This is a genomic window from Vulcanococcus sp. CPBay_Sum15L08_68, from assembly GCF_017855895.1.
GTDB lineage: Bacteria > Cyanobacteriota > Cyanobacteriia > PCC-6307 > Cyanobiaceae > Vulcanococcus.
On sequence record NZ_JAFMFX010000026.1, the window covers coordinates 1 to 24,330 of the forward strand.

Sequence of the window (24,330 nt, forward strand, 5' to 3'; positions counted from 1 at the left end):
CTGCGGCCGCCCCGACTCAGCCCGCCGAGCCCAAGAAGGAGGAGGAGAAACCGGTGGCCCAAAAGCCGGCGCCGAAACCCCCTGAAGCGCCAGCGGCTCCTCGCCCCAGCGCACCGCCGGCCCCCTATCGGGTGACGATCAAATTGCCCGCCGCTGATCCTTCCGCCCCTGCGGAGGTGCTGACCCAGGCCTTGCGCGCCGCCGGTTTGGCCTTTGAAGTGGAGACCATTGAGCGCGTCCCCAACGGGACGACGCCCACACGCACCGCTGCGCCTGAACCGCGCTAGGCCGGCCCGATCCCATGTCCTTGAGTCGCCGTCAGGCCCGACAGCTCACCGATACGGCCTACCTGGCGGCGGCCACAGCCTTGCTCTGGGTGGGCCTCTACTACCTCCCGGTGGGTGGTGCCCTGTTTCGCCTGGCGCTGCCCTTGCCCCTGGCGTTGCTGCAGCTTCGCCATAACGGCCGTTGCGCCGTGGAGGGTGTGGCCGTGGCGGCCCTGCTCTTGGTGGCCTTGATGGGGCCGATTCGCGGTCCGTTGGTGCTCTTCCCCTATGGCTTCCTGGCCCTTTGGCTGGGCTGGTGTTGGAGACGGGGTCTGAGTTGGTACCTGAGCTGGGGCGTGGGTGTGTTGATCGGCGCCGGTGGCTTCCTGGTGCGGGTGGCGGTGCTCTCGATCCTCCTGGGCGAAAACCTTTGGGTCCTGATCACCTCCGCCGCCTCCCAGGTGCTGGAGCGGCTTCTTGGCTTGGTCCAGATCGGCGGTGGACCGGATCTCTTTCAGGTGCAGCTGATGGCCCTCGCCCTGGTGCTGGTGCAAAACCTGATCTATGTGCTGGCCCTGCATGCGGTGGCCCTCTGGATCTTTCCCCGCCTGAAGAGTCCGATCAGCGAGCCTCCGGCTTTGTTGCGCCCCCTATTGGCCCTGGATCCGCTTTGACACTGGAGCGAATCAGCGGCGAGGCGGCCTGGGCGGAGCAGTGGTGCCAGCGCCTCAGGGCCGCTGCCAGCGAGACCCGAGTGTTGTTGCTGCTGGCTGGAACGGACACGGCGGCGGTGCCGGGGATCTCGGCCGCCGGGGCCACCCCTGAGTCCCGCCGCTTCACGGCCGCCGCCGATGCCGAGTTGCTCTGGCAGGGCCCGGCCGCCCGGCGACCCCATGCCTTGCCGCCCCTGCCGGCGGGGGTCTCTCCCGCCTTGATTGCCTGGGCGGTTCTGGAGGGCTTGGCCCTGGAGCCCTTGGTGCTGAATCTGGGGGCGCCCGTCGCACCGGCCATCCCCCATCTCCAGCTCAACCCGTCGCCCGCGCGCTGCCTCAGCGGCGGGCAGGCGATGGATCCCGAGCGGGTGCAAGCCCTCTGGGGCTGGGGGGAGCGCTGGGGCCGCGGCTTGGCCCGCTCCGGCCAACCGGTGTTGCTCAGCGAGTGTGTGCCTGGGGGGACGACCACCGCCCTGGCGGTCCTGGAGGCCCTGGGGATTCCCTCCATGGGCTTAGTCAGTGGCAGCGTTCGCCAGCCGGATCACCAGCTCAAGGCGCGCTTGGTTCAACGGGGATTGGCGGCTGCTCAATTGGCTGCGGATGCCAGCCCCCAGGCTGTGTTGGCTGCGGTGGGTGACCCGATGCAGGTGGTTGCGGCGGCCCTGCTGAAGCAGGCGGCCTTGGCGGGAACGCCGTTGCTCTTGGCGGGCGGCAGTCAGATGGCGGCTGTCCTGGCCCTGGCCTTGGCGGCGTGTACACCGCCTGAGCGCCAGCAGCTCTGCCAGCAGGCGGCGGTGGTGACCACCGCCTGGGTGGCCCATGAGGTGGCCAGCGATTTCCCGGGGCTGATGCTGCAACTGGCCCAGCGCTTTGCGGTGCAGCCGCTGGCCTTTGCCACGGGCCTGCGCTTCACGGAGAGCCGCTGCCCGGAGTTGCTCGATTACGAGCGCGGCTACGTCAAAGAGGGAGTTGGCGCTGGGGGCTTGGCCGCCCTCTGGCAGCTCAGCGGGCGTTCGCTGCAGGCGCTCCAGGAGGCCTGTGAGCAGGCCTGTGACCAGCTGCAGCACCCGGCCTAGCCTGCGCTTGTGACTTCCCGCCGCCACGCTCTGCAACTGATGGCTTCAGTGGCGGCCCTGGGCGCGGCCGCCGGCTGTGCACCGGCGCGCTCTGGCCAGCCGCAGCTGTTGAGCGTGAAAGGGGACTTGCCCAAGGCCTGGCTGCAGGAGCTGCCGTCGCCCTGGCAGCCCCGCGCCCTGGAGAGCCCGGAGCAGCTCCTGAGCCTGGTGGATCGCTCCGCCTTGCAGGAGCAGCCCCTGGCGGGGGCTGCCTTGTTGGCCCTCGGAGACGGCTGGGCCCAGCAGCTCGATCGCGCCCGGCTCCAGCCCCTCGAGGCTCCGGCCCTGCTCGAGCAGCTGGCGCCCATGGCCCAGGCCCCCAGTCGGTTGTTTGCGGCTGAGGGCGCTGTTCCCCTGGCTTTCCCGTGGGCCTTTGGCACCTGGTTGTTGGTGCTGCGCAGTCGCCCGGACCTCTGGCGGCAGCGCGAGTTGGGTTGGTCGTTGCTGCTCGATCCCAGCCTTCGCGGCAAGGTCGTGCTGCCCTCCAGTCCGCGGGTGGTGATCGAGCTGGCCCTGCGTCAGTTGGGTCTCTCCAGCGGCGATCCCAAGGCCCTGAGCAACCCAGCGCTGCCGCAGCAGCTGTCCCAGTTGGTGGGGCAGGCGTTGGCGCTGGATGAGCGCGATGGACTGAATCTGCTGTTGGCCGGTGAGGCGGATGCGGCGGTGGTTCCCAGCCATCGGGCGATTCCCCTGCTGAAGAAAGATCCGCGGCTTTCGGCTTTCCTTCCGGAGTCCGGCTCTCCGCTCTGGTGGCAGCTGCTGCTCCGTCTTCCCCCCCAGGACACTGCGGGGGTGGATCCGCCGCTTCCCCTGGAGTGGGTGCGCGATGGCCTCAGCCTGCCCCTGGTGGATCGCCTGTTGGCGGCGGGTTGGGTGCCCCCGCTTCCGCGTCAGCGCTTGGAGCCTGTGCTGCAGCGCTGGCCTGAGCGACTGCGGCCTTTGTTGCTCCCCAGTGAGGCGGTGCTGCAACGCTGCAACAACTTGCCGGTGTTCACGCCCGCGGAGCGCAGCCGCTGGCAGACCCTTTGGGATCAGGCCCTCAGCCGCTAACCCCAGAGCCTGCGCCGGGGTGCGGCCGCCAGGCGTTGATGGGTTTCAGCCAAGAGTTCAGGAATGGGGAGCTGATGGGGACAGCGGGGTAGGCACTCGCCACAGCCTTCGCAGGCGGAGGCATTCACGCTCTCCCACCAGTGCCCGGCTCTTCCGATCAGGTTGTAGCGCTCCTGGGCGAAGGCGCTGAGGCCATGGCCGAGGTCCAGGTTGCGCAGGCGCAGCAGCTCGGGGATTGGTACCTCGTTGGGGCAGGGCAGGCAGGCCCGGCACTGCTGGCAGGCGGTCTCAGCCAGTCGACCCTGGCCGGCCTGCCAGGCCCGCTCCAGGGCTTGGCGATGGCTCGGTTCCAGACCAATCTCCTTGTCGACCATGAGGCGTTGGGCCAGGGCCAGGTCGCTGGCTTGGGCGGCCCCCAGGGTCAAGCAGGAGATGCCCGCATCGAGCAGGAAGCGGTAGGCCAACTCCAGGGGCTCAAACGGATCGCAGTCGGCGCGCAGTTGCTCAGGCGGGGCGTAGAGCCGGCCCCCCTTATCGGCTGGCGAGATGGCCAGAACCCCGATTCCCTCCCGCAGGGCCGCCTGGGCCAGGGGCAGTCGGGTTTGATCGAACCAATGGAGGTGCAGGCTGCAAAAGCTGAAGCGGGCAGAGGCGAGGGCGGCCTCAATCAGCGAGAGCTCGCCATGGCTCGAGAACCCCACCTGGGTGACCAGTCCCTCCCCCAGGGCCCACTGCAGCAGATCCGCTCCGGCCCCCTCGAGGGCCCAATCCAGGTGCTCCCTGCGGTTGAGGCCATGGACCGCAAGGTTGTCCAGCTGTTGCACTCCCAGGCGTTGCAGGATCCCGCGGAGCTGCGTCTGTCCCTCCTCCAGGCTGATCCCCGGCAGCAGCTTGCTGGTGAGCACCAGCTCCCCAGGGGGGCGTGCACGCAGGGCCTGGCCCAGGAAGGCTTCTGCGGGGCCGTAGGCCGGGGCGGTCTCAATGTGATTGATGCCTGCGGCCAGGGCGGCATCGAGCACCTCCGCCATCTGCTGCGGGCTGCTGGTGGCCCGCATCGTGCCCAGGCAGAACGGGGAGACCCGTGGTCCTTGGCCAAAGGGGCGGCGCTCAGCCAGGGTCTTCCTCCGCCTCCGTCTGGGCTTGGTTGATGTGCCTCACAAGCTCGGCGGGACTGATGCCATCGATGAAGCGGCGGAAATCGGCGGCATCTTCCGCATCGGCCTCAGCATCCACGGGGATGGAGGCATCAGCGACGACCTCCTCCAGCATCCAGATCCCACTGCCGGTGCGGACGGCCAGGGCAATGGCGTCGCTGGGTCTGGCGTCGAGCTCCAGCTCCTCGTCGCCCTCGGTGCGCAGTTTCAGCACGGCACGAAAGGTGCTGTCTTCGATGGCGTGGACGATCACCTTGGTCAGCTCCAGCCCCCCGGCCTGCAGCAGTTCCACCATCAGGTCATGGCTCAGGGGCCTGGGCGGGGTCTGGTCGCTGAGCCCGGCCATGATGTTTTGGGCTTGGGCCTGGTCGATCCAGATGGGCACCTGACGCCGCCCGGATGGATCGCGGAGCAGCACGATCGGACTTCGACTGGCGGCGTCGAGGGCAATGCCGGCCACTCGCATTTCGACCATGGCTTGCCCGCTTTCCCTTCTGCCCGATTATGGCCAGTGTTGATCAGGCCACCGCATGTTCACTGGGCTGGTTCAGGCCACCGGAGAGCTGCAGCGCAGCAGCGGCGGTTTGCGGCTGCGCATCCCCCGGGGCTCTGAGCTCGATCCGGCCCAGCTGGCCCTCGGGGACAGCGTGGCGGTTGATGGGGTCTGCCTGACGGTGACCGAGCGCTCCGCCAGTGGGTTCTCGGCCGATGTCAGTGAGGAGACCCTCAGCCGCACCACCCTCTCGGCCAAGGCCGACCGTGGGGGCTGGGTCAACCTGGAGCCGGCCCTGCGTCTTCAGGATCGACTGGGCGGCCATTTGGTCAGCGGCCACGTCGACGGCTTGGGCGAGGTGGTGGGGGTGGAGCAGCAAAGCGCCTCTTGGAAGCTCACGCTGCGTTGGCAGGATCCCTCCTTTGGTCGCTACATCTGCGAGAAGGCCAGCGTTGCTGTCGATGGCATCAGCCTGACGGTGGCGGGCTGCAGTCAGGACGGGGCTGAGTTTTGGATCGCCGTGATCCCCCACACCTGGGGCACGACGACCCTGCAGCATCTGCAGCGCGGCACGGCGGTGAATCTGGAGGCGGACCTGCTGGCGAAGTACACCGAACGCTTGTTGCAACACGGGACGGCGTCGACGGCTCCGATCAGTGATGCCTGGTTGAAGGAGCACGGCTGGAGCTGACAACACCAGATGCCATGCCTACGTTCCGGGGGTTCGTGTTCCTGCTGAACACTTCATGGCTTCTGACGACAATTCCGGTCTGATGGTGGGCGCCCTGCGCAGCTTCACCGTGGCCGAGGGCATCCTGCTGCTGGTGCTGGGTGTCCTTGCCCTGATCTTCCCGATGATTGCCTCCGCCTGGGTGACGGTGGTGGTAGCCCTGGCTTTTTTGGTCGGCGGCATCATCGGCTGGGTGAACAGCCTCAACCGCTCGAGGCAACTGAGCCAATGGCACTGCTTCTGGCGCCTCGTGGTCTCGACCCTGTTTGTGGTCACCGGGGCTTGGATCATCCAGCAGTTCAGTGCTGGGGTTGAACCGGCTGCCGCTCAAGTGGCGGCGTTGGCCTTCGCCATCGGCATCGTCTTTTTGGTGGAGGGTGCGGTGGCCAGCATCGTTTCCCTGTCCCATCGGGAGATGGCCGGGTGGGGCTGGGGTTTGGCCAATGGCATCGTCACCTTGATCCTTGGCCTGATCATCGTGTCGATGAAGGGCCTGGGTCTGCTGAGCGTGATCGGCATCCTGGTGGGGATCAGCTTCCTCTTCAGCGGCATTGACCTTCTGGTCTTCAGTGCCGCGTTCCACGGTCCAGACGAGCGCTGAATCGCGCAGGGGATCTCCCTTAGAGGGCTTCGTTTGCGCTGCCGTCCTGTTCCACGGGCAGTAGCCAAATGGAGCCCGTTTCTTTGTGGACTTCGATCTTGAACTCCTGGCCGGGCTCTAGCCCCATGCGCCTGGTGTAGGCGTTGCCGATCAGGAGGTTGCCGTTGCCATGGACCTTGGTGCGGAATTCCGCTTGCCGCCCCTTGGTGCCGCTGCCACCGCCGCTTTGGCTGGGGAGCTTGTAGCCCTTGGCTTCCACCAGGGCGCGATAGAAGCTTTTTTTGAGAAGACGGCCACTGGGACCGACATAGCCACAGGCCCGAGCGATCTGATCTTCAGGCCGATTGCTGAGCGAACGGGCTTTGTCCAGTAGCGCCTTGCCTTCCAGCATCTGGGTCGGCTTGGTTGTCTTCTCTTCGACGAACACCGCTGCAGTGGGTCGCTGGCGGCCCGATTGTGCCGATCACTTGCAATGCTTCGCAAGGGCAACTTGCAAGAACTGTGATCAAACAGCTGCCCTACAGCAGATAAAGGATTCCGTAGAGCACCACCCAGATCCCATCGACGAAGTGCCAATAAAGCTCGGCGGCCTCCAGGGGAAAGAGGTTGTCAGAGCTGACGCGGCCCCCTTCACGGCACTGCCACCAGACGATCAGGATCATCAAGCCGCCCAAGGTGACGTGCAGGCCGTGGAAGCCCGTGATGGCGTAGAAGGTGCTGGCAAAGAGGTTGTCGGTCAGACCAAAGGGCAGCTCGAAGTACTCCTTCATCTGACCGGCCAGAAAGGCAAAGCCCAGGGCGGCACTGATCAAAAGCCAGCGTTGGCAGAGGGCCTTTTGATTGCGCTTCAACGCTGCGCCAGCCCGGTGGAAGGTGAAGCTGCTGATCAGCAGCAACAGGGTGTTGATGGTGGGTAGCACCATCTCCAATTCGTAGGTCGCCCCGGATGGCAGGGGGTTAACGGCTCGGAAGGTCAGATAGGCGGCAAAGAAACCGGCGAAGGTCATGCCATCGGCCACCAGGAAGGTGGCGAGGCCGAACATCCGGAAGTCGCCGTGGTGCTCCTGGTGCTCGGTGCCCTGTTCTTGGTTCAGGGATTCGCTTGTGCTCAGGCTTGTCATGGCATTCAGGAGCGCTGGTCAGAGTTGCCGAGCTTCCACAGCTCAGAGCCCGAGGTGGCGGCCAATGGCAGTTCGCCGGCGGGGGTGCCATAGCCGTAGGGCTCTTTCACCAAGGGGGCCTCGCCCTTCCAGTTCTCCACCGGTGGAGGGGAGCTGGTGAGCCATTCGGGGGTTAGGGCATTCCAGGGGTTGTCTCCGGCTGGTGCGCCGTTGAAGGCACTCATGACGACGTTCAGCAGGAAGGGCAGGGTGCTGATGGCCATCAGCAGCGCCCCAACACTGCTGAGCTGGTTGATCAACTCAAATTGCGGGTCGTATTCGGCAACGCGGCGCGGCATGCCATTGAGGCCAAGCCAGTGTTGCGGAGCGAAGCAGAGGTTGAAACCGACAAAGGTCAAGAGAAAGTGCAGCCGTCCCAGGTCCTCGTTGAGCAATCGGCCGGTCACCTTGGGATACCAGTGGTAGATCGAGGCAAAGATCACAAACACCGTGCCGCCGTAGACGATGTAGTGGAAGTGGGCGACGACGAAGTAGGTGTCGTGCACGTGAATGTCGAAGGGGACCTGGGCGAGGGCGACGCCCGTGATTCCCCCGAAGACAAAGTTGATGATGAAGCCGCAGGAGAAGAGCATCGCGCTGTTGAGGGCAATGCGGCCTCCCCACATGGTGGCGAGCCAGTTGAAGAACTTGATCCCTGTCGGGACGGCGATAAAGGAGGTGGCGATGGTGAAGAACAGCCGCATCCAGGGAGGCGTGCCGCTGGTGAACATGTGGTGGGCCCAGACGATCAGGCCCAAGAAGACGATGCCCATGATCGAATACACCATCGTTGTGTATCCGAAGAGCGGCTTGCGGCAGTGGATCGGCAGGATTTCGCTCACCAGGCCAAAGGCCGGCAGCACCATGATGTAAACCGCGGGGTGGGAATAGAACCAAAACAGGTGCTGATAAACCACCGCATTGCCGCCCAGGCTTGGGTTGAAAAAGCCGGTGTGGGCAATGATGTCGAAGCTCAGTAGCACCAGAGTCCCGGCCAGGACGGGGGTGGAGAGCACCACCAAGATGCTGGTGCCGAGCATCGCCCAGCAGTACATCGGGAGCTGCATCAGCTTGAGCCCCGGTCGCCGCAGTTTGAGGATCGTGGCGATGAAGTTGATCCCGCCAAAGATGGAGCTGCCGCCCAGCAACAGCACGCTCAAGATCCAGATGATCTGACCGGTGGCCGGGGTCGTGATGCTCAGGGGTGGATAGGCGGTCCAGCCCGACTGGGCAGCGCTGGCAATGAAGTAACTGCTGATCAGGAGCAACCCGGCTGGAGGGATCAGCCAAAACGCCACCGCGTTCAGTCTTGGGAACGCCATGTCGCGCGCTCCCACATAGAAGGGAATCAGGTAATTGCCAAAGGCCCCATTCACCACCGGGACGATCCAGAGAAAGATCATCACCGTCCCGTGCAGGGTCAGGACTTCGTTGTAGGTCTCCCTGGGAAGGAAGTCCGAAATCGGGGTCAGCAGCTCGGTTCGAATCGCTCCAGCGAGGGCGCCACCGATCAGATAAAAAATGAAGCCACAAACCAGATACTGCAGCCCGATCACCTTGTGGTCGGTGCTGAAACTCAGGTAGCGCAGCCAGCCTTGGGGTTGCAGCGGCGTGCGGTGCTCAGGGGTCAGGCTGATGGTCATGACTGCACCGGGGTTTGTGGGGCTGCGCTGGCAATCGGACTGTTCTGGTTGACCCAGGCCTCGAAGGTCTCGGGTTCATCGACGATCACGGTCGAGCGCATTCCGCCGTGGTACGGGCCGCAGAGCTCTGCGCAGACGATCGGATAACGGCCAGCTCTCGTGGCGGTGAAACTCAAGAGTGTGGGCTGACCGGGGATGACGTCTTGCTTCAGGCGGAATTCGGGGACCCAGAAGGCATGGATGACGTCATTGGCCTTCATGCGCAATGCCACCGGCTGCCCCATGGGCACATGCAGCTCGCCGCTCGTGATCTCAGCCCCCGGGTAGTGAAAGATGAACGCGAACTGCATGGCCGTCACGTCGATCGGCAGTGGGGCTAGGGCGTCGTCGCTCTCCAGGCTCACGGGGCTGATACCGCCCCAGGTGCGGGACTCCTCCATCTCCCCGCCCATGGCATGCATGCTGTGGTCATTGAGCGGAGCCATGCCGCCCATCCGGTCGTAGATGTCGTAGCTATAGATCCCGACAAACAAGACCACCACGGCGGGAATGGCGGTCCACAGGATCTCGAGCGGGAGGTTCCCCTCGACGGCTTCGCCATCACCGCTCTCGCCTGGCTTGCGCCGGAACTTCACCAGGCTGTAGAGGATCAGCCCGACAATCCCGACAAACAGGATGGTCCCAATGCTGAAGAGCACCTTGAAGAGCTCGTCATAAACAGGCGCGTTGGCGCTGGCGTCAACCGGCAGGAGGTTGACGTTCTGCCCGATCCAGAGGCCCATCAACACCAGGGCCATTCCGGTGATCAGGGTGAGGATTGCGGCTGGTATCCGCATCGTCCTGAAATCAATCGAGGTCAGCCTATGGAGGCTTGCTCGTCGACGTGTTGTTCGTGGTTGTTTGCAGCAATCCGCCGCTTCTTGGTGAGGGAACGCTCACCCATTGATCACTGTTGGTGTCGCTTTTGGGTGGCGCGTGACGGACGTCTGCGAAGCCGGTGTGACGTCATTAGGTTGACGCCAACCGCCCTTCTCCAGCAGAGATGTTCGGCGCCATGCAGCCCAACAAACGAGACGGCCTCGCCGCACTCTGCGCCCACCTGTTGGTCGCACTGATTGCGCTGGTGGTCATCGGCGGGGCGACGCGTGTGATGGAGGCAGGTCTGGCTTGCCCAGACTGGCCCCTTTGCTACGGCTCCCTCTTGCCGGGGCGCCAGATGAACCTGCAGGTCTTCCTGGAGTGGTTCCATCGCCTGGATGCCTTTGTCGTCGGTGTCGGCCTCCTGGTTCTCACCGCGGTCAGTTGGTGGTGGAGGCGGGAGTTGCCCAAGGGCTTCCCCCTCCTGGCCAGCCTGAGCCTGGTGCTGGTGGCTGTTCAGGCGGGCTTGGGTGCCCTAACGGTGACCCTGCTGTTGCCATTCCCTGTGGTGACGGCTCACCTGCTCACCGCCCTGGTGTTGGTTGCTCTGCTGAGCGGTTTGAGTGAGTTGCTGAGGGCCGGCTCCCTGACTTCTTCCTCAGGGCGTTCTCTGCTCTGGGCTGGCCTCACCGCAGTCCTGGCGACTGCGGTGTTGGTGCAGTGCCTCTTGGGCGGACTCATGGCCAGTCAGTGGGCGGCAGGCCGGTGCCTGAGCGCTGGGGAGGGCTGCTCCTGGCTCTTGATGCACCGCCTGGGTGCTCGGCCGGTGGGTCTGCTGGTGCTCCTGGGTTCGGGACTGCTGCTTTGGAAGCGTCCGGCGGAGCGCCCCTTTGCCTTGGCTGCGGCACTGCTGGTTCTGCTGCAGATCGCCCTGGGTGTGCTGAGTTTGCGTCTCAGCCTGTCCGTTCCAGCGGTGACCGTGGCACACCAGCTGGGCGCTGCTCTCTTGGTGGCCGTTCTGGCGGCCTTGACCGTTCGTAGTTGGCCGGAGGTGCTTCGTGGTTAATGCCTTGCCCCTGACCCGTGAGGAGATCGTTCCCTCCAGGAAGCGGCTGAAGTTGCCCCCCTGGCTGGAGATCGCCAAGCCCCGTTTGATCCCCCTGTTGCTGGCGACCACCCTTGGCGGGATGGCGATGTCGGAAGGCTGGCCCCTGCCTCCTCTCCGCCTGGCCTGCACCTTGGGTGGTGGCGCCTTGGCCGCCGCAGCGGCTGGGGTCCTGAATTGCCTTTGGGAGCAGGAGCTCGATGGCCGCATGCAGCGAACCAGCGGCCGTGCACTCCCCTCCGGTCGCCTGTCGATCACGACGGCTTTTGCCATTGCCGTCACCCTCACGCTGACGGCGGCGACGCTGCTGGTGGGCGGGGTGAATTGTCTGGCCGCCAGCCTGTCGCTGCTGGGTCTGTGCAGTTACGTCCTGCTCTACACGGTGCTGCTGAAGCCCCGCACCACCCAGAACATCGTGATCGGTGGTGTGGCTGGAGCCATTCCCCCCCTGGTCGGTGCCGCCGCGGCAACGGGCCATCTGGGCCTGGGGAGTTGGTGGTTGTTTGCCCTGGTGATGCTGTGGACGCCAGCCCATTTCTGGGCCCTCGCTCTGCTGCTGAAGGAGGACTACCGCGCCGTCGGGATCCCCATGCTCCCGGTGGTGAAGGGCAGTGGTGCCACCGCTGAGGCCATTCGTTGGTATGCCCTGGCGACGGTGGTGCTGAGCCTGGTGGGTGTCTGGGCCTTGCCCGGTGGGGGGTTGCTCTACGGGCTCCTGCTGCTCCCCTTCAATGCCCGGCTCTTGCAGATGACCTGGAATTTGCACAAAGACCCGGATGATCTGCAGCGGGCCAAGGGGTTGTTTCGCTGGTCGATCTTCTATCTCTTTGGCGTCTGTCTGCTGCTGCTGATGGCTCGGATGCCGGCAGGGGAGCAGTTTTCGCAGCAGGGCTTTGCCCTGCTGGGTTGGAGTGGGTCCGGCAACGCAGGTTTCACCCTGGTGGCATCGCTGGTGAGCGGCGCTTTCTAGAGTCGATTTCTCTAGTGCTCCAGCGAGGTCGGCGGCGGTGACTCATCCAGTGATTGATCTGGAGAACGTCTCCAAGCGCTACGGAAAAGGTGAGAAGGCCGTTGATGCCTTGAACGGCCTGAATCTTCAGGTCCCTGGCGGCAGTTTGTTCGGCTTGTTGGGTCCCAACGGGGCGGGCAAAACAACGACCCTGCGCATCCTCGCCACCCTGTTGGCCCCGTCCAGCGGCCGTGTCCAGGTGGCGGGGCTCGACGCGCTCACAGACCCCCGCGGTGTCCGCGAGCGTTTGGGTTATGTGGCCCAAGAGGTTGCCCTGGACAAGATTCTCAGCGGCCGTGAGCTGCTCCAGTTGCAGGGCGACCTGTATCACCTGGCCCGTTCAGCCCGGGACCAGCGCATTGCTGAGCTGATTGATCTGCTGGGGATGGCGGACTGGATTGACCGCCGCAGCGGCACCTACTCCGGTGGGATGCGCCGGCGTTTGGATTTGGCCTCCGGTCTGCTGCACCGTCCGGATGTCTTGGTGCTCGATGAGCCCACCGTTGGTCTGGATATCGAGAGTCGCGCTGCCATTTGGACCGTGCTGCGCCAACTGCGCGACCAGGGCACCACGGTGCTGCTGAGCAGTCACTACCTCGAGGAGGTCGATGCCCTGGCGGATCAGCTGGCGATCATTGAGGACGGTCGGGTGATTGCGGCGGGCCCCCCCTCCGAACTCAAGGCGGCCCTCGGCGGTGACCGCGTCACCCTGCGGGTGAGGGAGTTCAGCGATGAACCCGAGGCCCTACGGGTTCAGCAGCTGCTGCAGGCCTGTCCGGGGGTGCGTCAGGTGGTGGTGAACCGAGCCCAGGGCTTCTCGTTGAATTTGGTGGTTGAACACGACGGTGTGGTGGAGCAGTTGCGCCGTCAGCTGGCTGAAGCCCAGCTCCCTGTTTTTGCCCTTGCCCAAAGCCGCCCCAGCCTGGATGACGTCTACCTCCAGGCCACGGGTCGGACCTTGATGGATGCCGAGCTGGCGGTGGCCGGTGTCCGTGATGCCAAGGCGGAGCGCAAGCAGTCCATGCGTTGACCGTGGCTTTGGTTCGGGATTTCCCGTGGATGGACTTTTCTGTTATTTGAGATGACCAGCGCTTCCTCTTCTTTGCTCAGCCCGGCCCCCAGCGCCAGCGCCCCGCGGTCAGCCCTGGCTGACCTGACGCAGGAGACCCTGGCCTTGACCCGCCGTCTGTTCCTGCAGCTGGCGCGCCGTCCGTCGACCCTGGTGGCGGGGGTCCTGCAACCCCTGATTTGGCTGGTTCTCTTTGGGGCCCTCTTCGCCAATGCCCCTGAGGGTCTGCTGCCCGAGGGCATGAGTTACGGCCGCTTCCTCGGTGCCGGCGTGATTGTCTTCACGGCCTTCAGCGCTGCCTTGAATGCGGGCTTGCCGGTGATGTTCGATCGGGAGTTTGGTTTCCTCAATCGCCTGTTGGTGGCCCCGTTGCGCTCCCGCAGCTCGATTGTCCTGGCCTCGGTGCTCTACATCACGGCCCTGAGCCTGGTGCAGAGCGTCGCGATCATGGCCACCGCCTGGGTCTTGGGGTACGGCTGGCCCGGCGGTTCTGGGTTGCTCCTGGTGCTGCTGACCCTGTTGCTGTTGGTCTTCGCTGTGACGGGCCTGAGCTTGGGGTTGGCCTTCGCACTGCCAGGTCACATCGAGCTGATCGCCGTGATCTTTGTGGCCAATTTGCCCCTGCTGTTTGCCAGCACGGCCCTGGCTCCGATTTCCTTTATGCCGGCCTGGTTGGGCTGGCTAGCGGCCGTAAATCCCCTTACCTTCGCGATTGAGCCGATTCGCGCCGCTTACGCCGGTCATTTCTCCCTCTCAGCTGTGGTGTTGCATGCCCCCTATGGGGACCTCAGCGCTGCCGCTTGTTTAGGGGTTCTGGCCGCTTTGGCGTTGGGTTTGTTTCTGCTGATCCGCCCTCTGCTGGATCGCAAGCTCGCCTGATCTTTTCCCGCAGCGATCGTGCCCCAGCGCCCTTCTCCTCCGCCGTCACCGCAAGCCCGCCGCCAGGCCCACGTTTTGGCCCTGCGCCAGGCCTTGTCCGAGCGTGATCGCTCGAGCGTGGATGGGTTGCTCGGCCAGTGGGTCCATCGCCACGGGGTCGATGCTCTTGAGCCCCTGCTTCAGGAGTTGGAAGCCGAGGATTCAGAAGGACTCCACTGGTGGCGAACTCCTCAGGCTGAGCCCGAGCCCCTCGTCGTTGAGGTGCAAGAGGAGATGGCACCTGAACCGCAACCTGAAGTCGAGCCGGAACCCGAACCTGAGCCCGAACCGGTTGTGATGGCTGAGCCTGAACCTGTAGCGGCTCCGGTTCCGATCCCTCAGACCGCGTTCAAGCCCGTCGTGCGTCGTCGAGCCGCTGCGTCACGCCCTGCTCCGGCCCCCAGCCATCCCGCCTTGGCGGAGTTGCGTGCTTGGCTTCCCGGTTCGCAAGACTCCCGTGCTGCCTGATCCCTCGTTGCTCCGTGGCGGGCTGATCGTCTCGGTTCAGGCCCCTGAGGGCTCACCGATGCGGGATCCGCAGGTGATTGCAGCCATGGCTGAGGCCAGCCTCAACAACGGCGCGGTGGGTGTCCGCTTGGAGAGCCCCGAACACATTGGGGCGGTGCGCCGCCGCTGCCCGGAGGCTTTGATTATTGGCCTCTGGAAGCGCACATTCCCCGACAGCTCCGTCTACATCACCCCCGGCTGGGAAGAGATTCAGGCCGTTTGGGCCGCCGGTGCCGATGTGATTGCCCTGGATGCCACCGATCGGGTTCGCCCCGCTGGGGCCCTCTTGCCCGATTTGGTGCAGCGCGCCAAGCAGGAGCTTGGAGCCTGCTTGATGGCGGATGTCGACAGTCTGGAGAACGGGTTGCGCGCCGCGGAGCTCGGCTGTGATTGGGTTGGCACAACCCTCTACGGCTACACCGAGTCCACCGCCTCCCTCAAGCCTCCTGCTTGGACTCTGTTGCGTCCACTGCGCGAGCAGCTCCCGGGTCCGGTGATGCTGATCTGTGAGGGTGGAATCGCCTCAGCCCAGCAGGCCAGACAGGCCCTTGATGGGGGTGCCGATGCGGTGGTGGTGGGGACGGCGATTACCGGCGTGGATCTGCAGGTGGCGGCCTATCGCCGGGCCCTGGAGTCCTAGCGGTCCAAAAGCTTTCTGAAGGAGCAGGACCTGCAGCCCAGGCGAGTTCAAACTGAGCGTGTCTCGGTTGTCTCGAATGGGAGGAAAGTCGATGGGCTCCCAGCGTGGGCTGCCGTTTTTTTCAGTGGTGGTGGGCGTGACGCTCTTGGCCACACCCATAGCGGGCTTGCCCTTAGCTGAGCTCGAAGCGCTGAACCGGGAGCTGGGCCGCCTGTGCCGCAACCCACCCCCGGAAGCCCTTGCCGTCTGCCGGATTCACGCCCGCTTGATTCGGGTGATGTAGGCCGAGGCCGGCATCACATCATGCCGGGCATGCCCATGCCGCCCATTCCACCCATACCGCCCATGCCACCCATGGGATCCATGCCGCCACCGCCCGGTGCGGCTGCGGCTGCCGGCTCGGGTTTGTCAGCGATCACCGCCTCGGTGGTCAGCAGCAGGGAAGCAATCGAGACGGCGTCCTGAAGGGCCAGGCGGACCACCTTGGCGGCATCAAGAATGCCTGCGGTGAGCAGGTTTTCGTAGGTGCCGGTCGCGGCATTGAAGCCGTTGCCAGTGGAGGCCACTTGGTCCGCCACAACGTTGGGGTCATAGCCCGCGTTGGCTGCGATCTGATGCAGGGGCGCAGAGAGAGCGCGCTGCACGATCTCAACACCGGTGCGCTCGTCGCCCTCCAGCTGGGCAGCTAGGCCATCGAGGTCGGCGGCGAGCTGGACCAGGGTGCTGCCACCGCCGGCGACGATGCCCTCTTCCACCGCGGCGCGGGTGGCGTTGAGGGCGTCTTCGATCCGCAGTTTGCGGTTGCGCAGCTCGGTTTCGGTGGGAGCACCCACCTTGATCACGGCAACGCCACCGGCCAGCTTGGCGATGCGCTCGGTGAGCTTCTCGCGGTCGTACTCAGAGTCGGTGTTCTCGAGCTCGCGCTTGATGGCGGCGACACGGTCGCGGACGGCAGCCTGGTGAGCGTCACTGGCCACGATGGTGGTGTCGTCCTTGCTGATCGTGATCCGGCGCATGCTGCCGAGATCCTCCAGACCCACTTGATCGAGGGCCATGGCACGGTCCTCGCTGATCAAGGTGGCACCCGTGAGGATGGCGATGTCCTGGAGCATGGCCTTGCGGCGATCGCCAAAGCCAGGGGCGCGGACGGCGGCCACCTGCAGAACCCCGCGGTTCTTGTTGACCACCAGGGTGGCCAGGGCTTCACCCTCGACTTCCTCCGAGAGGATCACCAGGGGCTTGCCGGCTTTCGACACGGCCTCCAGAACGGGCACGAGGTCGTTGATGGCACTGATCTTGCGGTCGGTGACCAGCAGCAGCGCATCTTCGAATTCGCAGACGCGACGGTCGTTGTCGGTGACGAAGTAGGGGGAGCTGTAGCCCCGATCGAAGGCCATGCCTTCGGTGATTTCCAGTTCGGTGGCGAGGCTCTTGCTCTCCTCGACGGTGATCACGCCATCGACGCTCACCTTCTCCATCGCCTCGCTGACCATCCGGCCGACTTCCTCATCGCCACCGGAGCTGACGGTGGCGACCTGGCCGATGGATTCGCCGGCAACGGGGGTGGAACGCTGCTGGATGCCCGCCACGACTTGAGCGGTGGCCTTCTCCATGCCGCGGCGCAGGCTCACGGGGCTGGCGCCAGCGGCGACGTTGCGTAGACCTTCGCGGGTCATGGCCTGGGCCAGGACGGTGGCGGTGGTGGTGCCATCACCGGCCTGGTCCTTGGTTTTGGTCGCGACCTGCAGCAGGAGCTTGGCGCCGAGGTTCTCGAAGGGGTCTTCCAGTTCGATGTCCCGGGCGATGGTCACGCCGTCGTTGACGACATCGGGAGCCCCGAACTTCTTCTCAAGAACGACGTTGCGGCCCTTGGGTCCGATGGTGACCTTGACCGCATCGGCGAGGGCATTGACGCCGCGCTCGAGATAGGCGCGGGATTCATCGGAGAAGGAGAGCAGCTTGGCCATCGCGGAGGCTGATCGCGCTGTAGTGGCCACAGGCTCCCATGCAGAGGTGGCCCTTGGCTTGTGGGGAAAGCCGAATGGATCGCAGCTCACCCCTATCGCCCGCTCGATCTGCTCGATAGGGTTCGCGCCATGGAGGAGAGCATCAGCGACACCCTGGTCCAGGGCCTGGCCGATCCAACGGCCGGCAGCAACGTGATGGCGTTTCTGATCGTGGCCGGCCTGGGCTTGGGAATGGCCTTGATCTATGTGCCCCTGCGGGTCTTTTTGACCGTGACCGCCCGCAGTCGCCGGCTACGCCTGCTGCAGCGCATCCGACGACTGCGGGAGGAACTCACGCAACCGGTGGAGGGCTAGACCTCAGCGCATCACCATGCCGCCATCCACCTGCAGGACCTGGCCGGTCATGTAGGCAGCGGCGGGATCGGCCGCGAGGAAGCGAACGGCGCTGGCGACCTCGGTGGGTTGCCCCATCCGTCCCAGGGGAATGGCCTTGAGGATCGGCTCCTTGTCGAGCTCCGCGGTCATGTCGCTCTCGATGAAGCCAGGGGCCACAGCGTTCACGGTGACCCCGCGGCTCGCGAATTCCGCAGCGCTGCTGCGGGTCAGGCCAATCACACCAGCTTTGGCGGCGCTGTAGTTGGCCTGGCCGGGGTTGCCCATCAGTCCCACCACCGAGGTGATGTTGATGATCCGGCCGCTTCTGGCCTTCAACATCGCCCGGCTGACGGCTCGGGTGCAGAGGAAGACGCCGCTGAGGTTCAGGTCGATCACGCTCTGCCAATCGGCGCTCTTCATGCGCATCAGCAGGCCGTCACGGGTGATGCCCGCGTTGTTGACCAGCACGTCCAGGCGTCCTTCCTTCTCCAGGACGGCTTTGACCATGGTCTCCACCTGCTCTTCCTCGGCCACGTTGGCCTGGTGGGACCAGGCTTGGCCGCCTGCCGCCTGAATCTCAGCGACCACAGCCTCAGCCGCGGCGGGGGAGCTGGCGTAGTTCACCACCACCGTTGCGCCGGCCTGGGCCAGCTCGCGGGCAATGGAGGCCCCGATGCCTCGGCTGGCTCCGGTCACCAGAGCAACCTGACCGGCCAGGGGGGTGCTGTCCGCCATGGAGAACGCTGAAAAGTCGGACCAGGCTAGGCGGGCATGATTTTGACTTCAGCCAAGGCGGGGCCAAGCAGTTCCCCAAAGCGCTGCAACTGGCGTTTGCTGCCCATGACCACCAGCAACTGACCGGGACCCAGGCGGACATCACCGCCGGGGTTGGCGATGAGTGGCTCCGGCGCTCCGGTGCTGAGTTGGCTGGCCGCGGGGTTTCGGATCGCCAGGACCAGGGCACCACTGCGGCGTCCCAACTGCAGTTCCGAGAGACTGGCGCCGTTGAGGTCGCCGAGATCCTCGGGATGCTCGCTCAGCAGAAATTCGTCCACCTCACACTCGCTGCCGGCCAGCAGGTCCATGAAGGTCACCGCCAGGGGCCTCAGGGCGGTGGCGGCCATGGCACGACCGCCGGCCACATAGGGGCTCACCACCTGGTCAGCTCCGGCTAAACGCAGTTTCCCTTCCGCTTCTTCGCTGTCGGAGCGGGCAATCAGCCGGGCGCTCGGCGCCAATCCCCGGGCGCTGAGGATCACGTAGAGGTTGGCCGCGTTGCTCGGCAGGGCGGCGACCAGTGCTCGGCAGCGGTGGATGCCGGCCTCCTCCAGGGTTTCATCGAGGGTGGCGTCTCCCTGAAGGACCGTCAGGCCTCGCTGCTGGGCTTCCTCAATGCGGTCGCTGTCGTTTTCGACCACCAACAGTTGGACGTTTTCTCCATTCAGTTGATCCGCGATTTCGCGGCCCATCCGGCCGTAGCCGCAGAGGATGACGTGCTGATTCATCGATCGCTGCAGCTGTTGGCGGTAGCGCCGCTGGCGGATGCGGCGAAAGTAGCCGGAGTTGGTTAATTCCAGCAGTTTCTGGATGGTTTGCTGGACCACCACCAGGCCGCCCACCAACAGCAGCGCCGTGACGATGCGGCCGCCGGTGTGGATCAGTTGGGTGTGCTCATCGCTAAACCCCAGGGTGCTGAGGGTGATCAGCACCATCCAGTAGCAATCACCCCAGTCCCAGCCCTCCGCCAGTCGGTAGCCAACGGCGCCGGCATTGACGACCGTGGCCAGGGCCAGGATCGGGCCGGCCCACGGGCGCTTGGCCACTTGCGTGCGAATGGGGCTGAGGAGGCCGCGGCGGCGCGGCAGTGAACGGGGTCGCTGCCGCATCGGTGTCATCCCAAGCCGAGGGCTTTTAAGACCTCAGGGGTGCCCAGCTGCTCAAGGGCTCCGGCCTGACCCACCGCTTGCACGCCCTCCCGTTGTGGCAGGGAGGCGGGGTCCTGGCCGAGGGCCACTAGAGGCATGCCACTGAGCAGGGCCAGTTGGCTGGTGATGGGGTCACTGCTGAGGACCACATCACAGCTGGCCAGTTGCGCGGCCCGCTGCAGCAGATTGGCGCCACCGGCCTGGATGACCCGCAGGTCCGGCAGCTTGCTGCGGATGGCCTCGGGCAGCGCTCGCCAGTGGTCGGCGGGCCAGTCCTGACGGTTCCCTGACGGGGCAAGCAACAGGGCGGGTCCCTGGCCACTGGGCATGGACGCTGCGGCTTGCTCCAGTGCTCCTTTGGGCAAGGACAGGCGGAATTGGCTGGCGTCGAGGGTGACGCCGAGGGGGCGCAGGAAGGCGGACAGCGCTTGTGCCCCCCAGCCGGCTTCAGGGGTGACGGTTGACGTGGCCGAGAACCCAGCGGCGGCGACGCGATTGGGGATGTGACTCATCGACAGCATCAGATCAACCTGGCGGCCGCTGGCGAGGTTGATGCAGGCCTGAAAGTCGGGCTCGCGCACGTTGCCCAGGAGGTTGGCCCAGTCGGCGAGGCTCGGCCCGTCATCAAAGGCGAAGGGAATCACCTTCTCCACCGCCGGCAGCAGGGACCAGGCGGCTGCCGCCGCTGGGGAGCAGGCCACCTGCACCTGGGCCTTGAGGTCTTGAGCGACCTGCGCTGCGGCCGGAATGGCCTGCAGCTGTGCACTGACACCACCCGGCACCAAAAAGAGGACTCGCATGGTTGCGGGGGTGTGCAGCAGATCGCTGGCTGATTGTATGTAGGTCGGATTACTTAGTCCTCAGGAGCGCGCGATGCATCTGCTGATTGCCTGTGCCGGTAGCGGTCGGCGGATGGGGGCGGAGCGCAACAAGCTGCTCCTGGAGGTCAGCGGCCGGCCTGTGTTGGCCTGGACTCTCGATGCGGCCCTGGCCTCCGAGAGTGTGCGCTGGATCGGTGTGGTCGGCCAGGAGATCGACCGGCCGGACATCGAAGCCCTGCTGAAGGCGGCCAACCCAGGGATCCCGGTCCAGTGGATTCAGGGTGGGGACACCCGCCAGGATTCGGTCTGCAACGGCCTGGCTGCGCTGCCGCCGGAGGCCCAATCGGTTCTGATCCATGACGGAGCCCGCTGCTTGGTCGATCCAGCTCTGATCGATCGCTGTTCCGCGGCTGTTGAGGCTGGCGCTGCGGTGATTGCTGCCGCACCGGTCACCGACACGATCAAGCGGGTCGATGGCGACGGCGTGATCCAAGACACCCCGGATCGCTCCGTTCTCTGGGGCGCCCAAACCCCCCAGGGGTTTCCGGTCGAGCAGTTGCGCCAGGCCCATGCCCAGGCGCGCGGGGAGGGTTGGAGTGTCACCGATGACGCCTCCCTGTTTGAACGGCTGGGTTGGCCCGTGCGGGTGATGGAGTCCTCCCCCTCCAACATCAAGATCACGACGCCCTTCGATCTGACGATTGCTGAGGCGGTGCTCTCGGCTCGCTAGAGCAGCAGCAGTTGGCCGCGCTCGCCGTCCAGACGGGCCCTGCGGCCGATGGGAATGGCGGCGTTGCCGCAGCGATGGCCAAAAGGCAGGTCGGCAATCACCGGAATGCCGAGGTCGCCGCAGCGCTCCTGAAGCACCGCCTGCAGACCAAAGGAGCGTTGGGGATCACGGGCGTCATCCTCATCCCCCTCGCAGTCGCTGAAGCTGCCAAAGCCCAGCCCCGCGATCTGCTGGAGAGCCCCACTGAGGCGCCAGTGGGAGAGCATCCGATCGATTCGATAGGGGGCCTCGCCGATGTCTTCGAACAGCAGGATCGCTCCACTCAGGTCGGGGAGGTGAGGCGTCCCCAGCAGGTGCGTCGCCACCGTGAGATTGCCGGCGAGGCAGGGGCCCTCGGCTTGGCCCGGGTTCCAGACCGTCCCTTGCAGGGGCGGTAGAGCCTCGCCAAAGAGCAGAGCCCGTAGCCGCTCTTGGCTCCACTCCGGTTCGGCCCCCAGGGTGGTGACCATGGGCCCATGGATGCCCCCGGGTAGGCCAGCGGCCTGCCGCGCCCAGAGCAGGGAGGTGACATCGGAGAAGCCCAGCAGCCAGTGCTCCTCAGCCGCAAGGGGCCGCTCCAGCAGTCGTGCAGAGCCCCAGCCACCGCGCATGCACGCCACCAATGGCGCATTGGGTTGGAGGTCCTCCAGGCGTTCGGGGTCCGTGCCGGCGTAGTAGCCCCAGTGCCGCTGCAGGTTGCGATGGGGTTCCACCTCCAGTCCCCAGCGCTCAAGGACAACGATTCCCGCCTCCAGGCGGCTGATGGCATCGCCCTGGAGCGCGGAGCTGGCGGCGGCCAGTTGGACGCGATCGCCGGCTTGGAGCGGGCGGGGCCAGGCGCGCGCGTTCATGCCCAGATCCGTCCGATGGCTAGGCCGAGCAGCAGGAGCGCACCGAGCAGCACCTGATGTTTGAAGTGGCGGCCATAGGCCGAGCGCGGCAGCTGCGGCTGCCGTAAGGCCAAGGCTTCCTTGAGCTGCCCAAGGACGACCACCAGCCAGATCAGCCAGAACACGGGCTGAACCCCCTGCAGGCCCGAGGCAATCGCCAGCAACACTCCAGCGCTGGCGTAGCAGAGGGCCACGGCCAGGGGGGCCTGCTCCCCAAGGCTCAGCGCGCTGCTGCGCACGCCCACCAGGCGGTCATCCTCCCGGTCGGACATGGCGTAAACCGTGTCAAAGCCAAAGGTCCACAGCAGGGTCGCCAGCCAGAGGCAGAGCAGGGGCCAGCCCCCCTGGAGGCTGCCGCGGGAGGCCGCCCAGGGGATCAGCACAGCAAAGCCCCAGCAGAGGGCCAGGACCGCCTGCGGGTAGGCAAACCAGCGCTTCGCTGAGGGGTAGAGCAGCACCGGGGGCAGGGCGGCGATGGCCAGTTGGAGGCAAAGGGTTCTGTTGGCTTCTGGCAGCCCCCAGAGCACAACGGCAAGAGCAGCGATCAGGCAGAACAGCAGCAGCACAACGGCCCCCGGAACACCGATCTGGCCGCTGGCAAGCGGCCGTTGGCGGGTTCGCTCCACCTGGGGATCAATCCGCCGATCCCAGAGGTCATTGGCGACACAGCCCGCACCGCTGACGGCCAGGCCGCCGATGACGATGGCCGCCAGCAGGTGGAGGCTGGGGGGAGCCTGGCCCTCCAGGAAGAGACTCCAGCCGGCGGGGATCAACAAGATCAGGCGTCCGCTGGGCTTGTCCCAGCGCAGTAGACCCAGCCAAGCCCGGAGCAGCGATCCAAGGCCCTTGCTGTCGGCAGCCACGTTCAGCAGGGGAAAAGTGCCCGCACCCTAGGGCTGAGGGGCGGTGCCAAAGTGGCTCAGCTCCAGGGATTGGACCGTGAGTGAGCCCCGCAGTGGTGCCCTACGGCCGGTGGCCGGCATCGACATCGGCACCAACTCGATTCACCTCTTGATCGCCAGCGTCGATCCGGAGCTGCGCAGCTTCTCGGTGCTGCTCACTGAAAAATCAACGACCCGCCTGGGGGAGCGCGATCCCGTCAGTGGCGATCTCTCGCCTGAGGCGATTGAGCGGGCCTTCACGACCCTGCGCCACTGCCGTGAGCTGGCGGCCAGCCATGGCGTGGATCCCGGGGACGTCGTCACGGCGGCCACCAGTGCCGTTCGTGAAGCACCCAATGGTCGGGAGTTTCTGCAATCGATCCAAGAGCAGCTGGGCCTGGCGGTTGATCTGGTGAGCGGCCCTGAAGAGGCGCGCTTGATCTATCTGGGTGTCCTCTCGGGGATGTCCTTTGGCGAGAAGCCCCACGTGATCATCGACATCGGTGGTGGCTCCACCGAGTTGGTGCTGGCCGATGCTTCGGACTCCCATGCCCTCACCAGCACCCGGATTGGTGCGGTCAGGCTGCAGCGGGATTTCGTCCAGGACGACCCGATCCCGGCTAAGCGGGTCACCTTCCTGCGGGCCTTCATCCAGGGGGCGCTGGAGCCTGCGGTGCTCAAGGTCCGCCAAGGTTTGAAGCGGCTCGGTGATCAGCCGGTGATGGTCGCCACCAGTGGAACGGCGATGGCGATCGCCGCGATGGCCGCCGCGGATGAGGCGCGTCCGCCCCTGCGCATGCAGGGCTACCGGGTCTCGCGGCAAAAACTCGATCAGATCGTCGAACGCCTCTTGGGGATGACGCCTGCGGAGCGCAAGGCTCACCCGGCCCTGAATGAACGCCGGGCGGAAATCATCGTTCCTGGCGCCCTGATCTTGCAGACGGCGATGGGGATGATCGGGGCGGAGGAGCTGGTGATCAGCGAACGGGCCCTGCGGGAGGGCTTGATTGTTGATTGGATGCTGCGCAACGACTTGATCGTTGATCGCTTTGCCTTTCAAAGCAGCATTCGTCAACGCACGGTGCTGCATCAGGCCCAGCGTTATGGGGTGGATGTGCCCCGCTCTGAGCGGGTCGCTGCGCTAGCCATGCGTCTCTACGACCAAAGCCAGGGCCTGCTGCATCAAGACGATGGCCAGGGGCGGCAGTTGCTGTGGGCCGCGGCGATGCTGCACAGCTGCGGACAGCACATCAATGTCGGTGCGTATCACAAACACACCTGGTATCTGATTCGCCACGGTGACCTCCTGGGCTATTCCGAGAGCGAGCAGCTCATGGTGGCGGCTATTGCCCGTTACCACCGCCGCTCCCTGCCGAAAAAACGCCATGAGTCCTGGCAACTCATAGAAGGGAGGGAGCAACGCCGCACGGTTTCAGCGATGGCCTTGCTGCTGCGTCTGGCGGTGGCGATGGATCGCCGTCCCCAGAAGGTGATTGCCGATTGTGTTCTGCAGGCCAACGCCGAGAACGGCATTGCGATCCAGTTGTTGCCGCTGACGGCTGAGGTGGATCTCAACCTGGAGCGCTGGAGTCTGCGGTCCTGCGAGAGCTATGTCGAAGAAGCGCTCGGCATGACCTTGCGGGTGAGTTAGCTCCAACACTGCAGCGCCCC

Annotated in this window: 28 protein-coding genes; 16 read left to right on the forward strand and 12 right to left on the reverse strand. The window is 65.4% G+C overall.

The genetic code is table 11. From position 1 onward, the window contains the following. The 4 genes from QZ189_RS06055 to QZ189_RS06070 form a co-directional block, all read left to right on the forward strand. Positions 1-287 (forward strand): hypothetical protein (locus tag QZ189_RS06055; RefSeq protein ID WP_296421320.1); only part of this gene is annotated, 287 nt, incomplete at its 5' end. A gap of 14 nt (positions 288-301) precedes the next feature. Next, on the forward strand, positions 302-940 hold the full coding sequence (locus tag QZ189_RS06060) for a DUF2232 domain-containing protein (RefSeq protein WP_247479273.1): 639 nt from the start codon (positions 302-304) through the stop codon (positions 938-940). Further along, positions 937-2,055: a nicotinate mononucleotide-dependent phosphoribosyltransferase CobT gene (gene cobT / locus QZ189_RS06065; RefSeq protein WP_296421321.1), complete on the forward strand. Its 1,119-nt coding sequence runs from the start codon at positions 937-939 to the stop codon at positions 2,053-2,055. The genes QZ189_RS06060 and cobT overlap by 4 nt, the downstream gene beginning before the upstream one ends. Positions 2,056-2,064: 9 nt before the next feature. After that, positions 2,065-3,144, forward strand: a complete 1,080-nt coding sequence (locus QZ189_RS06070) for a hypothetical protein (protein ID WP_296416163.1) — start codon at positions 2,065-2,067, stop codon at positions 3,142-3,144. Here the strand turns inward: QZ189_RS06070 and QZ189_RS06075 are convergent. Both QZ189_RS06075 and QZ189_RS06080 read right to left on the reverse strand, forming a co-directional pair. Beyond that, complete coding sequence (locus tag QZ189_RS06075) at positions 3,141-4,199, reverse strand: aldo/keto reductase (protein ID WP_296421322.1); 1,059 nt, start codon at positions 4,197-4,199, stop codon at positions 3,141-3,143. The two genes, QZ189_RS06070 and QZ189_RS06075, sit on opposite strands and share 4 nt — an antisense overlap. Before the next feature lie 52 nt (positions 4,200-4,251). Then, entirely contained in the window at positions 4,252-4,773 is a 522-nt protein-coding gene (locus QZ189_RS06080; protein ID WP_296416161.1) for a bifunctional nuclease family protein, read from the reverse strand. Positions 4,774-4,828: 55 nt separating this feature from the next. Here QZ189_RS06080 and QZ189_RS06085 point away from each other — a divergent pair, with 55 nt between their 5' ends. Together QZ189_RS06085 and QZ189_RS06090 are read left to right on the forward strand one after the other, a co-directional pair. Then, entirely contained in the window at positions 4,829-5,482 is a 654-nt protein-coding gene (locus QZ189_RS06085; protein ID WP_296421323.1) for a riboflavin synthase, read from the forward strand. Between the two features lie 55 nt (positions 5,483-5,537). Further along, positions 5,538-6,122, forward strand: coding sequence for a DUF308 domain-containing protein (locus QZ189_RS06090; RefSeq protein ID WP_010318034.1), 585 nt, complete (start codon positions 5,538-5,540; stop codon positions 6,120-6,122). Between the two features lie 19 nt (positions 6,123-6,141). Here QZ189_RS06090 and QZ189_RS06095 read toward each other — a convergent pair whose 3' ends face one another. The 4 genes from QZ189_RS06095 to QZ189_RS06110 form a co-directional block, all read right to left on the reverse strand. After that, positions 6,142-6,513 carry an AbrB family transcriptional regulator gene (locus QZ189_RS06095; protein ID WP_247479751.1) on the reverse strand — a complete coding sequence of 124 codons (372 nt, stop codon included), beginning with the start codon at positions 6,511-6,513 and terminating at the stop codon, positions 6,142-6,144. A gap of 127 nt (positions 6,514-6,640) precedes the next feature. Beyond that, on the reverse strand, positions 6,641-7,243 hold the full coding sequence (locus QZ189_RS06100) for a cytochrome c oxidase subunit 3 (protein ID WP_010318030.1): 603 nt from the start codon (positions 7,241-7,243) through the stop codon (positions 6,641-6,643). 5 nt (positions 7,244-7,248) lie between these two features. Further along, the gene (ctaD, locus tag QZ189_RS06105; RefSeq protein WP_296416159.1) at positions 7,249-8,925 is read right to left on the reverse strand and encodes a cytochrome c oxidase subunit I; all 1,677 of its coding nucleotides are present in this window, start codon (positions 8,923-8,925) and stop codon (positions 7,249-7,251) included. Then, positions 8,922-9,761 carry a cytochrome c oxidase subunit II gene (locus QZ189_RS06110; protein WP_296416158.1) on the reverse strand — a complete coding sequence of 280 codons (840 nt, stop codon included), beginning with the start codon at positions 9,759-9,761 and terminating at the stop codon, positions 8,922-8,924. Before QZ189_RS06110 ends, ctaD begins: the two co-directional genes overlap by 4 nt. Before the next feature lie 206 nt (positions 9,762-9,967). On the opposite strand from QZ189_RS06110, the gene QZ189_RS06115 reads away from it, so the two are divergent. From QZ189_RS06115 to QZ189_RS06145, 7 genes are all read left to right on the forward strand, one after another. Beyond that, the gene (locus QZ189_RS06115) at positions 9,968-10,849 is read left to right on the forward strand and encodes a COX15/CtaA family protein (RefSeq protein ID WP_296421324.1); all 882 of its coding nucleotides are present in this window, start codon (positions 9,968-9,970) and stop codon (positions 10,847-10,849) included. Between the two features lie 4 nt (positions 10,850-10,853). Then, positions 10,854-11,858 (forward strand): heme o synthase, encoded by a 1,005-nt coding sequence (locus QZ189_RS06120; protein WP_296416157.1) that lies wholly within the window; start codon positions 10,854-10,856, stop codon positions 11,856-11,858. 37 nt (positions 11,859-11,895) lie between these two features. Beyond that, positions 11,896-12,927 carry an ABC transporter ATP-binding protein gene (locus tag QZ189_RS06125; protein ID WP_247479258.1) on the forward strand — a complete coding sequence of 344 codons (1,032 nt, stop codon included), beginning with the start codon at positions 11,896-11,898 and terminating at the stop codon, positions 12,925-12,927. A 51-nt stretch (positions 12,928-12,978) separates the two neighbouring features. Then, on the forward strand, positions 12,979-13,845 hold the full coding sequence (locus QZ189_RS06130) for an ABC transporter permease (protein ID WP_029626413.1): 867 nt from the start codon (positions 12,979-12,981) through the stop codon (positions 13,843-13,845). 18 nt (positions 13,846-13,863) lie between these two features. After that, positions 13,864-14,352 (forward strand): hypothetical protein, encoded by a 489-nt coding sequence (locus QZ189_RS06135; RefSeq protein ID WP_296421325.1) that lies wholly within the window; start codon positions 13,864-13,866, stop codon positions 14,350-14,352. After that, positions 14,342-15,031: an N-acetylmannosamine-6-phosphate 2-epimerase gene (locus tag QZ189_RS06140; protein ID WP_296421327.1), complete on the forward strand. Its 690-nt coding sequence runs from the start codon at positions 14,342-14,344 to the stop codon at positions 15,029-15,031. Before QZ189_RS06135 ends, QZ189_RS06140 begins: the two co-directional genes overlap by 11 nt. 91 nt (positions 15,032-15,122) lie before the next feature. After that, positions 15,123-15,314 (forward strand): hypothetical protein, encoded by a 192-nt coding sequence (locus QZ189_RS06145; protein WP_043706184.1) that lies wholly within the window; start codon positions 15,123-15,125, stop codon positions 15,312-15,314. A gap of 13 nt (positions 15,315-15,327) precedes the next feature. On the opposite strand, the gene groL is transcribed toward QZ189_RS06145, so the two are convergent. Further along, positions 15,328-16,998 carry a chaperonin GroEL gene (gene groL / locus QZ189_RS06150; RefSeq protein ID WP_247479251.1) on the reverse strand — a complete coding sequence of 557 codons (1,671 nt, stop codon included), beginning with the start codon at positions 16,996-16,998 and terminating at the stop codon, positions 15,328-15,330. 60 nt (positions 16,999-17,058) lie between these two features. On the opposite strand from groL, the gene QZ189_RS06155 reads away from it, so the two are divergent. Beyond that, positions 17,059-17,352 (forward strand): hypothetical protein, encoded by a 294-nt coding sequence (locus QZ189_RS06155; protein WP_010318012.1) that lies wholly within the window; start codon positions 17,059-17,061, stop codon positions 17,350-17,352. 3 nt (positions 17,353-17,355) lie between these two features. Here QZ189_RS06155 and fabG read toward each other — a convergent pair whose 3' ends face one another. From fabG to QZ189_RS06170, 3 genes are read right to left on the reverse strand one after another with little or no spacing between them, the layout of a single operon-like run. Then, positions 17,356-18,108, reverse strand: a complete 753-nt coding sequence (gene fabG / locus QZ189_RS06160) for a 3-oxoacyl-[acyl-carrier-protein] reductase (protein ID WP_247479248.1) — start codon at positions 18,106-18,108, stop codon at positions 17,356-17,358. 26 nt (positions 18,109-18,134) lie between these two features. Beyond that, the gene (locus QZ189_RS06165) at positions 18,135-19,259 is read right to left on the reverse strand and encodes a potassium channel protein (RefSeq protein ID WP_296417597.1); all 1,125 of its coding nucleotides are present in this window, start codon (positions 19,257-19,259) and stop codon (positions 18,135-18,137) included. A gap of 5 nt (positions 19,260-19,264) precedes the next feature. After that, positions 19,265-20,098, reverse strand: a complete 834-nt coding sequence (locus QZ189_RS06170) for a lipopolysaccharide heptosyltransferase family protein (RefSeq protein ID WP_296421328.1) — start codon at positions 20,096-20,098, stop codon at positions 19,265-19,267. A 73-nt stretch (positions 20,099-20,171) separates the two neighbouring features. On the opposite strand from QZ189_RS06170, the gene ispD reads away from it, so the two are divergent. Beyond that, a complete protein-coding gene (gene ispD, locus QZ189_RS06175; RefSeq protein ID WP_296417593.1) occupies positions 20,172-20,849 on the forward strand; it encodes a 2-C-methyl-D-erythritol 4-phosphate cytidylyltransferase in 678 nt (225 codons plus the stop codon). On the opposite strand, the gene QZ189_RS06180 is transcribed toward ispD, so the two are convergent. Together QZ189_RS06180 and QZ189_RS06185 are read right to left on the reverse strand one after the other, a co-directional pair. Next, positions 20,846-21,739 carry an LD-carboxypeptidase gene (locus QZ189_RS06180; protein WP_296421329.1) on the reverse strand — a complete coding sequence of 298 codons (894 nt, stop codon included), beginning with the start codon at positions 21,737-21,739 and terminating at the stop codon, positions 20,846-20,848. The genes ispD and QZ189_RS06180 overlap by 4 nt on opposite strands. Further along, entirely contained in the window at positions 21,736-22,641 is a 906-nt protein-coding gene (locus QZ189_RS06185; protein ID WP_296421330.1) for a 4-hydroxybenzoate polyprenyltransferase, read from the reverse strand. Before QZ189_RS06185 ends, QZ189_RS06180 begins: the two co-directional genes overlap by 4 nt. Positions 22,642-22,717: 76 nt before the next feature. Between QZ189_RS06185 and QZ189_RS06190 the strand changes: the two genes are divergently transcribed. Further along, on the forward strand, positions 22,718-24,310 hold the full coding sequence (locus QZ189_RS06190; protein ID WP_296421331.1) for a Ppx/GppA phosphatase family protein: 1,593 nt from the start codon (positions 22,718-22,720) through the stop codon (positions 24,308-24,310). Positions 24,311-24,330 lie beyond the last annotated feature (20 nt).